The organism is Carnobacterium sp. (genome assembly GCF_040274425.1).
The window spans coordinates 23,991-36,869 of record NZ_JBEMBC010000012.1; the positions used below are offsets into that span (position 1 = coordinate 23,991).

Here is a 12,879-nt window from a genome sequence, read left to right on the forward strand (position 1 = left end):
ATGCTTAAATTATTACGTGTAGACCATCGCTTATTACATGGACAAGTAGCTTTTTCATGGACACAAAACATAGGGGCAGATTGTATTTTAATTGCTAATGATGATGTTCCACAAAATGATATCCGTAAAACAACGATTAAATTGGCTAAACCGCAAGGTGTAAAGTTGGTTATCAAAAGTATCGAAGACTCTATTAAGGCTTTACAAAGCGGTGTAACAGATAAATATAAGCTGTTTATTGTTGTGGAATCTGTAAAAGATGCTAAGACCCTAGCAGAGGCTTATCCAGAAATCCAACAGATCAATTTAGGCGGTATAAAGGTACGCGAAGGTACAAGAAATATTTCTAAAGCAATCAATGTTACACCTGAAGAAGAGGAGTTGATAAAAGAATTAGTCGATAAAGGAATTGAAGTGGAAATTCGTCAAGTACCAGCTGATAAAAAAGTTGCTGCATTAAATGCTTTTTAAAAGAAAGGAAGAAAATAGATGATCATGCAAGCTGTCCTTCTGGGAATTGTGGCTTTTATTGCCCAATCTGAATATGCTTTAGGAACGTCATTATTATCTCGTCCGATTGTGACGGGTTTGTTTACTGGAATTGTATTAGGTGATATTAATACTGGGATTATCATGGGAGCTACTTTAGAGTTAGCATTCATCGGTTCATTTTCAGTGGGTGCTTCAATTCCTCCAGATGTTGTAACAGGTGGTATTTTGGGAACTGCTTTTGCTATTACGGCTGGTGCTGGTACCGAAACAGCTCTATTACTTGGGCTTCCAATTGCTACATTGACGTTGATTTTTAAAAATATTTATTTAGGATTATTGATTCCAATCATGAACAACAAAGCAGATAGTTACGCAAGTGAAGGGAATTATAAAGGCGTTGAACGGATGCATCTAACTGCAGGATTTGGTTTATCTTTAATGCTTGCTTTAGTGGTTGCAATTTCTTTTTCAGTAGGGAGCAACACAATCAAAGGATTATTGGATATGATTCCTGAATTTGTCCAACATGGGTTATCTGTTGCTACTGGTATTATCCCTGCACTAGGGTTTGCTATGTTAGCTCGTCTATTAATTAATAAAACGGTAGCACCGTACTTTTTCTTAGGGTTTATTGTTGCAGCATACTTAGATATTCCGGTTACTGGGATTGCTGTTTTAGGTGCAATCATAGCGGTCATCGTTGTAAATATTATGAACTTTAGAAAAGGACCAACTGACGGGGTTCAGACAACAAATGGGGAGGTTATTGACGATGACGAAGACTTCTAAGTCAAAAGAAGAGAATTTAATAACAAAAAAAGATTTAAATAAAGTATTCTGGCGCTCTTTCCAAATGGAATTCTCTTGGAACTATGAACGTCAAATGAATATGGCGTATGCTTATGCGATGATCCCAATTTTAAAAAAATTATATAAGACTAAAGATGAAATGTCTGGTGCTTTAAAGCGTCACCTAGAATTCTTTAACACAACACCGCATATTGTTACCTTGATTCTTGGAATCAATGCAGCGATGGAAGAAGAAAATACATTAGATGAAAAGTTTGATGTAAAAACAATCGATAGTATTAAAACATCTTTAATGGGTCCTTTAGCGGGTATTGGCGATTCATTTTTCTGGGGCACCTTACGTTTAATTGCGACTGGTATTGGAACATCATTGGCTTTACAAGGAAACATTTTAGGACCTATTTTATTTCTATTGATTTTTAATGTTCCTCACCTTATTTTACGGTATTTATTTACTAATTGGGGTTATAAATTGGGGACGGGGTTCTTAAAGAAAATCCAAAGCAATGGAATGATGGATAGTTTAACTTTAGGGGCTTCAATTATTGGATTAATGGTGGTTGGTGCTATGACAGCAACACTAATTGACATCACTATTCCGCTTTCAATCGGTACTGGAGATGGTGCAGTAACTGTACAAAGTATTTTTGATAATATTATGCCAGGATTATTGCCTTTAGGAGCTTTTGGAATCGTCTTTTATTTATTGAAAAAGGATGTTAAACCACTAATGATTTTAGGTGGAATGGCCGTTGTAGGTATCTTAGGATCGTGGATTGGCATTTTTTAAGGGGGAATATAATGACAACAATGCTAGATTATATCGCAGAAGAACAAACTAGTTTAACAACTATTCTTGCTGAATTTATTTTTGATAAAAAACAATTGGCAGACGTAAAACATTACTTGATTTTAGCAACGGGGTCTTCTTTCAATGCTTGTTTAGCTGCAAAGTACTATATGGAGAGCACAGCACCTATTTATATCGATATCCAAGAGCCATTCAATTTCTTACATTATGGCAAAGTGGATCCTAAAGTTGATTTAGTAATTGCTGTCTCTCAAAGTGGTAAAAGTACATCAACGATCCAAGCGGTTGAAAAAATAACAAAAGCACAAAATATTAAAACCATTGCTATGACAAGTGATGTTACTAGCCCCATTACTAAAGTTGTCGACACTGTTTTTGATTTGAATATGGGAATTGAAAAAGTTGGTTTTGTCACAAAAGGGTATTCAGCAACAGTCTTAAACCTTATGTTAGTAGCCCTGGCAGCTGCTAAGGAAGCGGATTTCCTAACAGCTGATGAAGTAACGCAGGAGCTTAGTGATATTCGTTCAGCAGTTATGAATATTGATAGTGTGATTGCTAAATCTATTGATTTTTTTGAAACACACAAAGAAGCTTTTAAATTAGGACAACGCTTTATCGCAATGGGTTACGGTCCTAACTGGGGTACGGCAAAAGAATTTGAAACTAAATTTACTGAAACAGTGAGGAAACCGGCACAAGGATTTGAACTAGAAGCTTATATGCATGGACCTTATCTCGAAGCAGATCAAGACCACACGCTTATCTACATTGAAACGGACAGCAGCTTAAAGGAACGCTCAATAGCATTAAGAAGTTATATGAGTGAGTATGTTAAAGATTCTTTCACTATCACCACAGACAAGAGCGATGATATAAATACTTTGGCTTTGGGTGTAACAGTTAGTGAAAAAATCAGTCCTTTATTATTAATCATTCCTTTCCAGTATCTGGCTTATCAAACTGCAACTGCTCAAGGGATTGATTTATGCAAAAGGATTTTCGATGATTTTGATGAAGTATTAAAAAGCAAAATATAATAAAAAGGGGAAATAAAAAAATGTTGAAATTCGATGAACCTAAATTAATTGATAGTGTAAATGGAGCTTTAAAATTAAGAAGTGAAGTAGAAAAAATAGTAGATGAAGTCTGGGAAAAAGGTTTTGACAACATCTACTACTTAGGAATAGGGGGGACTTATGCATCAAGCATGCAAGCTGTTACTTACATCAATGGCAAAAGCAACTTACCTGTGTATGTTCAACATGCAGCTGAATATTATACAACAGGCAACAAACGGCTAACGGATAAATCAGTAGTCATCTTATCTTCAGTAACAGGTACAACTCAAGAAGTTGTGAAGGCAACTAAAGATATCAAAGAACTAGGAGCCACTATAATTTCTTTTGTAGATTTACCAAACACTCCTTTAGCAGATATTGGCGATTACTTAATTACCTATCCGATGAATGAACAATTGAAGTTTTTTATGGCGGCAGATCGATTCATGTATCGTAATGGAGAATTTGACGATTATGAAGACTATTATAAAGAATTAGAAGCACATTTAGCTATTGGATTGATAGAAGCTGAAAAATCAGCTGATGATTTTGGGCGTGAATTTGCTGAAAAACATAGGCACGATGATATGCATTACTTTATTGGTGCAGGTAACCAATGGGGGGGAGTCTATTCCTACGCGATGTGTTATTGGGAAGAGCAAAGCTGGTTGCCTTCAAAATCAATTCATGCGGCAGAATTCTTACATGGAACATTAGAAATCGTGGAAGAAGCAACTCCAGTTACGTTATTCATTGGTGAAGACGAACAGCGTTCATTATCTGAACGGGTAGCTAAACTATTGCCTCGTATTTGTGCGAATTATACAATTATTGACTCAAAAGATTATGCATTAGAAGGAATCAGTGAAAAATATAGAGGTCGACTTTCGCATTTAGTGTCACACTGTGTGACTCAACGAATTGATACACATGTTGAAAAACTTAACTGTCATCCGTTAGACATTCGTCGTTACTACCGTCAATTTGATTATTAAGACTTTTTAGTGTAGTTATATACTTGCTCATTGCCATTATAAGATGTCAATGAGCATTTTTTCTTTAAAAAAAATAGTATATAAGGCTAATACAATACAGTTATTACTAAATAATTTTAAGACATCAATTGTAGAAGCGTAAAAAATATATTATTCATTTTGTGGAATGAGTACAAGATGAATGAAATGATGGACGTGGTATAATTAACTAATAGTGAAAAAGGTGGTGTACCAATGAATACGAAAGATGTATTACTTTTATTGACCGATAAGTGGGCGGATTGGGAAGCTTCGTATGCTATTGCTGAAGTGAACTCTGTTCCACACTATTCAGTAAAGACGATTGCTTTAGATAAAGAATCAAAGACTTCTATTGGTGGCTTACGCGCTGAAATCGACCTTTCGATTGAAGAGTATACTGATTTAAACAATTTGGCATTGGTCATCTTACCAGGTGGATTTTCATGGCAGTCATGGATTACTGGATAAAGTTAAACATACTGGGGACAGTTTTGCGTTTTTTGAAGCGCAAGATGAATATAATGGGGCAACAAATTTTTTGGAGGCACAGGTGATTCGAGATAAAAATATCATCACTGCAAATGAAACAGCTGCAGTCGAGTTTGCCTATGAAATATATCAATTGTTGGAAATTGATGAATCAAAAGAGCTAGAAGCTTGGTACGATAATTTTAAAAATGGATTTGTTAGATAAAAGAAATTTTCAAAAAAGAATTTTGTTTGAACTAGTTTGTAAACAAAGTATGAGAATAGTAAAAACGGATGACAGCTTAAACGCGACCATCCGTTTTTTAATTTTTTTTATTTACACCTATTGTATCATCCTAATTTAATCACTCAAACGAGACCAAAAGCGTTCATTGTACCATTTTATAGTACAAACACATGCCATTATTGGGATAGCAGCTGTTAACACAGAGACAATTGTTTGCCAGATAGGAGTTAAGTTATTTAATAAGAAGCCAATAAGGAGAATAGATAATAGTCCAATAATGAGTGAACTAAAAAGACTAACAAATTGAATGAAGGCTCCTCCTCTGTTGAATAATTCTGTAAGATTCTGCCATTCCAAATATAATAGACGGAAATCACGGGCAAAGTAATAGTGACATAGTACGAAAATCCCGATGATGATTCCAGCTAAAAATAGCACTCCCAACAATAAAGGTAGTTTTGCAATAAAAATAAAGACTATCCCTAAAATAAGTGGGAGCAGAGCTTCCGCTGCAAAAGCGAATAAAAATTTCTGCTTTAAGTAGTTTTTCATCGAAAAAGGTAAGGATTTTAGGTACATAAAGTTCTCTCTGTCTAGTGAGATAATAACACCAACAATGGAGGTCGCATTCAATGTAAGAAAAGCATACGCAAATCCAGTAAAGAAAAATAAAGCCCAATAATGCAAGGTCATATCTCCTAAATAAATCCCATTCGTAAAAATTGGACCTAATAGTATAATGATAGGAAAAACAATACTTGAACTCAAATGTTGCATGATAAGTGTACCATCTTGAATAAGTCCAAAGTTATATTTCCATAAGGTTCGATTAACAGAAATGAGAGGTTTCTTTAAACCAGTTGAGTTGTCTTTTTGTTGATTTTTTGTTTTTTTGTGTCTATCTCTTACATCCAATTCTTCTTCTCGATAAAATTCGGGCACTGCCCATTTAAATACGACTAATGCTAGAATAGCTAGTAGCGCAATCCATAAAAAGATACCAAGCCAAGCATTTAAACTGAGTGGATTTAATAAGACTTGGTGGAATGATTGTACAAAAGGAATCACTCGATAGTCAGGCAAGATTTGTCCATAGGGAATGTCAGCTTCTTGATCTATGGAAGAGAGGAAAAGGATGACAGCTGTCATTCCTAAGCTGGATAAAGTATAAAGAGTCGTTGTGATGGCTTGTTTATTTTTTTTGAAAAATGGTAGTTTGGTAATCAAATGAACCAAAACCACAGAAAAGAAAAAGATCACCATTAACAGTAATAGAAATAAAAACAATGAAACTATAATAGAAATTAAAATAGATTGTCCCGCATCCTGTCCTAACAGAATAAATAAAGATAAGATTGGAATCAAATACGGCAAAATCATTAGTGCAAGGACAGCCAACTTAGCTGTGAAAACTTCACTTCCTTTAAATGGCAGTGGAAGATAATGAATGAGATCTTTTGACTCATAGAATAAATTATAAACTAAATAGAATCCTTGCAGAAGAGCCATGACAATGAATAGAACAATATAAGTAGTAAACATACCAGGATACTGAGTAAAGTCTATGAAAAAAAACATAAAACTATACAATAGAAAAAATATAAACAACATAAGACCGCTTTGTAAAAGAACAGCCACATATGGTGGATATGAAGATGCCGCTCTTTTTTTCTCGATTAGATGAGGATTAGCAGAAATCAAATTTACTTTAGCCAGCTGTTTGATATGTTGCAGCCGCATGCTCATCCTCTCCTTTCTGGAGAAGCTAGATCAATCTCGCTATTAGGTTGTTCTTCCGCTAGAGTTCTTCCTGCCATTTTTAAATAAATTGTCTCTAGTGATTGGTTTTCATTTTCCGCTTGCAATTCCTCAACTGTACCATCATACAAAATCTCACCGTTCTTAAGGATCGCAATGTGATCGCAAAGTTGCTGTGCTACTTCTAATACATGGGTGGAGAACAACACAGTATTTCCTTTTGCTGCATGTTGTCTCATTAATTTTTTCAAATCATAAGCTGCTTGAGGATCTAATCCTGTCATTGGCTCATCCAACACCCATATTTCCGGATCTGATAGTAAGGCACCTATAACAAAGGTTTTTTGACGCATCCCATGTGAAAAAGAACTAATAATACTAGCTTGATTTTCCACCATATCGAATAGGTTCATTAACTTTAATAGTTGTTTGTCTTTTTCTTCTTCGGAAATTTCGTAAGCAACAGCAATCAAATCCCAATATTCCATAGCTGATAAACGTAAGAACATATCAGGAGAGTCGGGAACATAACCGATTTTCTTTTTTATAGCAAGTCGGTTAGTTGCAATATTTTCTCCATCCACTAAAATTTCGCCTTTACTTGGTTCAATGATACTAACTAACGATTTGATGGCGGTCGATTTTCCAGCACCATTATGTCCGATTAAACCAAAAATTTCTCCTGAACGGATAGTAAAAGAAACTTCTTTTAACGCTTGTTTACTGTTATAAGATTTTGAAACAGTTTTGAATTCTATCATTTAGGCATTCTCCTTATGTTTATCATTCATTCTGTTAATTATATAACGCGTTTTTTTTATTATAACAAAAGCCCATAATAAAATGAACTGTACAAAAAAAATTATTTTCTTGGAAATAAAAGATGACTTTTGCTTTATACTTAACAATATGGTTTATTATAGTAGTTAGAAGTAGTTGGGAGTGATAATGTATGCGAAAGAAGGTTTATTTTCCAATCTTAGTTATCTTGTTAAGCATTGTAATCATGGGTTGTGGAAACCGGAAAAACACTGAATCATTTAATGAAAACCAAACAACTAGTGAGGAACAGTCAATCAATACAAGTGAAAAAATGAGTTCCAACATTGAATCTTTGGACCCGTTGGCTACAAATCAAACGGAAGTCCCCACTCTTTTTATCCATGGATATGGAGGAACAGCAGGTAGTTTTAATGGAATGCTCTCTCGATTTGAAGCGAATAGCTGGGGGGAAAATGTATTAACAATAACTGTTCAGCCGGATGGAATTATTTCTGAAATCGGTGAATGGCAAAATAAATCAAACAATCCAATGGTTCAAGTGTTGTTTGCAGATAATAAGAATAATGAATGGAATCAAGCAGAGTGGATCAAAGATGTTTTAACTTATTTAAAGACCGTTTATCAAATAAATGAAGTTAACTTAGTTGGACACTCTATGGGCGGAGTAAGTAGTTTCCGCTATCTAAGCACATATGGAAACGACAAAACGCAGCCGATAGTGAATAACTTCGTGGCTATAGGTGCACCATTCAATGACTTTGTATCAGGTAATGAAGAGCAATCCTTGAATGATTTAAAACAAAACGGTCCATTAGTAACCAGCGAACGATATAGCGATTTTACTACAAGAATAAAGCAATACCCTAGAATGACTAAAATGTTGAACATCGTTGGAGATCTGCAAGATGGGTCAGAAGGAGATGGAACAGTTCCGATTAGAAGCGGATTGTCGATTGGTCATTTAATGCAAACAAATGAAATGAATTATAGTGAGGAAATCGTTACTGGATCACAGGCTGCTCATAGTCGACTACATGAAAATACGCAAGTAGATGAATTGGTTGCTGACTTTATATGGAATACTCCTTAAATAGTAAATATATTTAGGGATATCAACTAAACAGATAAAGGGGGTTGGTCGTATGCAATTTATTATCTTATTACGAGGAGTCAATGTTGGAGGGAAAAACCGTGTTCCAATGAGCGAATTAAAACAGCATCTAATCAATACTGGATTTGCAAATGTCAGATCGCATATTAATAGTGGCAATTTGATTGTCGATAGTGCAGAAGACACGGAGCAAGATGTTTTAGAAAAATGTCAAAATGTTTTAGTGGATAACTTTTCTTTTCCAGTTGATGTTGTGGTTATTTCTGATGAGAAGTATCAAGCAGAATTAGCAAGTATTCCAATTTGGTGGGGAGAAGATGAAGACTACAGGCACAATGCTTTGTTTTTATTGCCTTCAGCGGATAAGAAAGAGATTACTGAACTCCTATCGGTCATTGATACTACTTATGAAAAAGTCTACATAGGAGAACTGGCTATATTTTGGTCCTCCTCTTTTAAGCAGAATTACAGTAAAACCTATTATTCGAAACTAGCCGGCCGCTCATTCTATAAAAAGGTAACAATCAGGAATCGTAATACGACCCTTAAACTGCTTGGATTTTTAGAGGATTAGCAGGCAACTGTGTGTAAGGAGAAATTTTTCTAACCGTAATATAAGTCGCATTTATGAATATAGGGTTGAGATTTTTTCTCAGCCCTGTATTCGTGAGTGGTTCACATTTACATAAGAAAAGGGTAGAATAAACTGAATGATTATATGGTTCGATCAACAAAGTAGTGGAGTGTGAGTAAATGAAAAGAAAATTATGGATAAGTTTAGCTGTTTTGGTGGCTATGATTATTATTGGGTTAGGATTCGCTGGGAATTATTTCTATGATGTAGCAGTAGCCATAAACCCAAAGGACTTCATAGAAGCAACAAATGTTGATGGAGATTACGATCCAGAAGATCCATGGCTGGAAGAAAAGAAATGGTACGATGAGGTAGAGCGTAAAGAAGTGTCTCTTGAGTCAGCTGATGGATTAAATCTTTCTGGGGTTTATATTGAAAGTGAATCTACTTCAAAAAAAGTAGCTATATTGGCTCATGGATACGCAGGCAACCTAGAACAAATGGCTCCGTATGTTAAATTGTACCATGACATGGGGTTTAACGTACTTGTACCAGATGCTCGTGGACATGGAACGAGTGAAGGAGACTATATCGGTTTTGGCTGGCACGAACGAAAAGACTACTTGCAGTGGATCCAATTGATGATCGATAAAGTAGGCACAGATGCTGAATTAGCTTTATTTGGAATCAGCATGGGCGGAGCCACGGTCATGAATGTTAGTGGAGAAGAATTACCGGATAATGTTAAGGTAATTGTGGAAGATTGCGGGTATAGCTCTTTAAATGGCGAACTGGCGTATCAATTGAAAGATATGTACGATCTACCTGAATTTCCATTGATTCCAGTTACTAGTTTAGTAACAAAAGTACGTTCTGGTTATTGGTTTGGAGAAGCTGATACAGTAGAACAGATCAAAAAGAATAAAGTTCCAATGCTCTTTATCCATGGTGCAGAAGATAAATTTGTGCCGACAGATATGGTATATGATGTATATGAAGCTAACTCATCTCCTAAAGAGTTATATATTGCATCTAATGCTGATCATGCGGATTCTTATGAAGAGAATAAAGAAGAATATGAGCAAAAAGTTCAAGAATTTGTACTTAAATATGTATCTCAATAGATAGCGTCGCATACCTCAAAAGTTAGCTTAAGCTAACTTTTGAGGTTATTTTAATAGTAGTCAAGGTTCTCCTCCTTCCATAATTTTTTAATATTCTTTTTACATATGCTACACTTTTATTAAATAGAATTGAAAGGAGCCAAAAGGAATGAGTAGAAATATAAGAGGAATTGATCATGTCGGAATAACAGTACCTAATATGGAAGAAGCTACTTTGTTTTTCAAAGAGGCATTTGAGGCAGAATTTGTTTATGATAATCTCAAAAAAGAAGATAAACCGCGAACAGGGGAACTGGTTGAAAAGCGCTTTGACATGGACTCAGGCGGAAAAGAAACAGAAATTAGAATGATAACGATTGGAAATAGCTGCAGTATTGAATTGTTCTGCTTTGAAAATACAAATCAGAATGAACCTGCCAGCCCAGTAGATTATGGTATTCAACACATTGCACTTTATGTAGAAAATATACATAAAGCTGTTCAGCAATTTGAACAAGCAGGTGGTACGTTACGGACTTCTCCACAAAAATTGTCTGGTGAAATTGAAAGTGGAGCAGGAAATTGCTTTGTTTACGGGAAAACGCCTTGGGGTATGACCATTGAACTGATTGCATATCCTGCTGGAATTCAGTATCCTGAAAACTCAGAAAGAAAAAGGTGGACTCCGTAATTGTATTTTTTCTGTGGACTTGAAAGAGAACATGTGCAAATGGTCACAATTAAGAGATGTTATGAAAGGTTATTATGAAAATGGACAGGTTAAGCAAGTGACTAAAAATGGTCAGATTGAAAAATAATCTCAATTTGATAGTGGTAAAGAAAAGAAACAGTGGATTATTTACTAATAATGCTATTTTTTGTCACAAAAATAAAAAAAATCTATTTATATAACAATTACAAGTTGAATAATTCACAAAGATGTTGTACACTATATTTGTAGTTATTAAGGCAGATCAATACTTCTTAATAAATGGTATTGATAGCTTTGGAAACGCATAAAAAAATTGGAGGTAAGGATACATTATGATTAAAACAAACAAAAAAAGAGCATTATTTTTAGGTGCTTGTGCATCACTTATTATTTTTGCAGCAGGTTGTGGAAATAACGAAGATACAGCAGACAAAGAATCAACAGCTTCTTCAGCTGTTGAAAGTACAGAAGTTGTTACAACTGCTTCAATCAGCAATGATCCAGCAGACGTTTTAGCTGGACTTAGCGAAGACGGAACATGGATCTATGCAATAACAGAGGATGTAACAGTACCTGACGACATCGTTGTAGCAGGAACTTTCCATGATAAAGGGGAAGAAAGCGGAGATATTTACCGTAAATTAGCTTTATATTCACAAGATGAAGATCATAAAGTAACAGACGAATTTACATTAACAGCACCAACAATGACTGTTGAAACTCCAAACTTTAAAATTCAAAACGGAACATTTGTTGGAGATGTTGTAGTAGAAGCTGAAGGATTTGAACTTGCTGATTCAACAATTGAAGGAAATCTAACATTTGCTTCTCAAGAATTAATGGATTCTGCAGTATTAGATGCAGGTACTGTAACTGGAGAAACAACTGTAGCTGAATAATAAACTGAATCTTTAAAACAAACATCTTGCCTTTAGCTACTTAAAAGGTGGGATGTTTTTTTATTTGAGTACTGAAGTCATTAAGAAAAGGGTCTAAACTTGACTAAATATCAATAGAATCATTATTATTGATAATATAGATATTCTTTTTAAGGGAGTGATTCAATGCAAATGATCACATTAGCAAATGGAGTAGATATACCAGTAGTTGGAACCGGAACAAATACTTATGGTAAAGAAGGCAATCAATACAATGGAGCTTTAACGAACGATTTTAGCTCATTGAAGTCTGCGATACAAGCTGGATACCGGTTGATCGATACGGCAATTTCTTATCGGAATGAAGCAGGTGTTGGGACTACTATTTTTGAAAGTGGCATTCCTCGTGAAGAATTTTATATCACCACAAAAATTCCTTCAGACGAAGCATATATTGGTTCAAAAGAATTGGTAGAACAAACTATACTAGACAGTTTGAAAAATTTACAAACCGATTATATTGATCTGTACTTAATCCATCATCCGATTGAAGATGATAGAAAATTGCAACTAACATGGGAAGTTCTCGAGTCATTTGTGGATAATGGGAAAATCAAATCAATTGGAGTATCCAATTTTACCATTGATATGTTGGAAACGATGCGTAACTTTGCTCGGATTCAGCCAGTAGTAAATCAAATTGAATCTAATCCACATACATGGAATCATGAATTGATTGACTATTTAACGAGTAATAATATTGTACCAGAAGCTTGGGGACCATTAAGCAAAGTTACTCAAGAACAAATAGAAACATTAGATAAAATTGCTGAAAATTATGGAAAAAATTGGGGACAAGTTTTATTGCGTTACCAAATCCAAAGAGGGGTTGTGGTTATTCCTAAATCTCACAACAAAGAGCATCAAGTAGCTAATTTAGAGTTATTTGATTTTGAATTAACCAAAGAAGATCAATTTTTAATTGAAACGCTGTAACTTATTAGCTTATTTAAGTTAGAAGACTTAAATAAGCTTTTTTCACTCTCAATAAAAGA

At 34.8% G+C, this 12,879-nt stretch carries 15 protein-coding genes; 13 read left to right on the forward strand and 2 right to left on the reverse strand.

Annotated features, from left to right (window positions below; genetic code table 11):
• The 7 genes from ABS911_RS04030 to ABS911_RS04060 all read left to right on the forward strand — a co-directional run bounded on the left by ABS911_RS04030 (position 1) and on the right by ABS911_RS04060 (position 4,884).
• The gene (locus ABS911_RS04030; RefSeq protein ID WP_350466427.1) at positions 1–471 is read left to right on the forward strand and encodes a PTS sugar transporter subunit IIB; all 471 of its coding nucleotides are present in this window, start codon (positions 1–3) and stop codon (positions 469–471) included.
• Between the two features lie 18 nt (positions 472–489).
• Positions 490–1,281: a PTS mannose/fructose/sorbose/N-acetylgalactosamine transporter subunit IIC gene (locus ABS911_RS04035; protein WP_341046455.1), complete on the forward strand. Its 792-nt coding sequence runs from the start codon at positions 490–492 to the stop codon at positions 1,279–1,281.
• Complete coding sequence (locus tag ABS911_RS04040; RefSeq protein WP_350466428.1) at positions 1,265–2,092, forward strand: PTS system mannose/fructose/sorbose family transporter subunit IID; 828 nt, start codon at positions 1,265–1,267, stop codon at positions 2,090–2,092. Before ABS911_RS04035 ends, ABS911_RS04040 begins: the two co-directional genes overlap by 17 nt.
• A gap of 11 nt (positions 2,093–2,103) precedes the next feature.
• On the forward strand, positions 2,104–3,153 hold the full coding sequence (locus ABS911_RS04045; protein ID WP_350466429.1) for an SIS domain-containing protein: 1,050 nt from the start codon (positions 2,104–2,106) through the stop codon (positions 3,151–3,153).
• Positions 3,154–3,173: 20 nt separating this feature from the next.
• A complete protein-coding gene (locus ABS911_RS04050) occupies positions 3,174–4,169 on the forward strand; it encodes an SIS domain-containing protein (RefSeq protein ID WP_350466430.1) in 996 nt (331 codons plus the stop codon).
• Between the two features lie 234 nt (positions 4,170–4,403).
• Positions 4,404–4,658, forward strand: a complete 255-nt coding sequence (locus ABS911_RS04055; protein ID WP_350466431.1) for a DJ-1/PfpI family protein — start codon at positions 4,404–4,406, stop codon at positions 4,656–4,658.
• 82 nt (positions 4,659–4,740) lie between these two features.
• Positions 4,741–4,884 carry a hypothetical protein gene (locus tag ABS911_RS04060; protein ID WP_350466432.1) on the forward strand — a complete coding sequence of 48 codons (144 nt, stop codon included), beginning with the start codon at positions 4,741–4,743 and terminating at the stop codon, positions 4,882–4,884.
• Positions 4,885–5,019: 135 nt separating this feature from the next.
• Here ABS911_RS04060 and ABS911_RS04065 read toward each other — a convergent pair whose 3' ends face one another.
• Complete coding sequence (locus ABS911_RS04065) at positions 5,020–6,645, reverse strand: hypothetical protein (RefSeq protein ID WP_350466433.1); 1,626 nt, start codon at positions 6,643–6,645, stop codon at positions 5,020–5,022.
• Positions 6,646–6,647: 2 nt separating this feature from the next.
• Positions 6,648–7,424 carry an ABC transporter ATP-binding protein gene (locus ABS911_RS04070; protein ID WP_350466434.1) on the reverse strand — a complete coding sequence of 259 codons (777 nt, stop codon included), beginning with the start codon at positions 7,422–7,424 and terminating at the stop codon, positions 6,648–6,650.
• Positions 7,425–7,615: 191 nt separating this feature from the next.
• Here ABS911_RS04070 and ABS911_RS04075 point away from each other — a divergent pair, with 191 nt between their 5' ends.
• The 6 genes from ABS911_RS04075 (at position 7,616) to ABS911_RS04100 (ending at position 12,820) form a co-directional block, all read left to right on the forward strand.
• Positions 7,616–8,536: an alpha/beta fold hydrolase gene (locus ABS911_RS04075; protein WP_350466435.1), complete on the forward strand. Its 921-nt coding sequence runs from the start codon at positions 7,616–7,618 to the stop codon at positions 8,534–8,536.
• Positions 8,537–8,588: 52 nt separating this feature from the next.
• The gene (locus ABS911_RS04080) at positions 8,589–9,131 is read left to right on the forward strand and encodes a DUF1697 domain-containing protein (protein ID WP_350466436.1); all 543 of its coding nucleotides are present in this window, start codon (positions 8,589–8,591) and stop codon (positions 9,129–9,131) included.
• A gap of 179 nt (positions 9,132–9,310) precedes the next feature.
• On the forward strand, positions 9,311–10,255 hold the full coding sequence (locus ABS911_RS04085) for an alpha/beta hydrolase (protein WP_350466437.1): 945 nt from the start codon (positions 9,311–9,313) through the stop codon (positions 10,253–10,255).
• Positions 10,256–10,403: 148 nt separating this feature from the next.
• Positions 10,404–10,925, forward strand: a complete 522-nt coding sequence (locus ABS911_RS04090; protein ID WP_350466438.1) for a VOC family protein — start codon at positions 10,404–10,406, stop codon at positions 10,923–10,925.
• 353 nt (positions 10,926–11,278) lie between these two features.
• Positions 11,279–11,845 carry a polymer-forming cytoskeletal protein gene (locus ABS911_RS04095; RefSeq protein WP_350466439.1) on the forward strand — a complete coding sequence of 189 codons (567 nt, stop codon included), beginning with the start codon at positions 11,279–11,281 and terminating at the stop codon, positions 11,843–11,845.
• 165 nt (positions 11,846–12,010) lie between these two features.
• Entirely contained in the window at positions 12,011–12,820 is an 810-nt protein-coding gene (locus tag ABS911_RS04100) for an aldo/keto reductase family protein (protein ID WP_350466440.1), read from the forward strand.
• Positions 12,821–12,879: the final 59 nt, after the last annotated feature.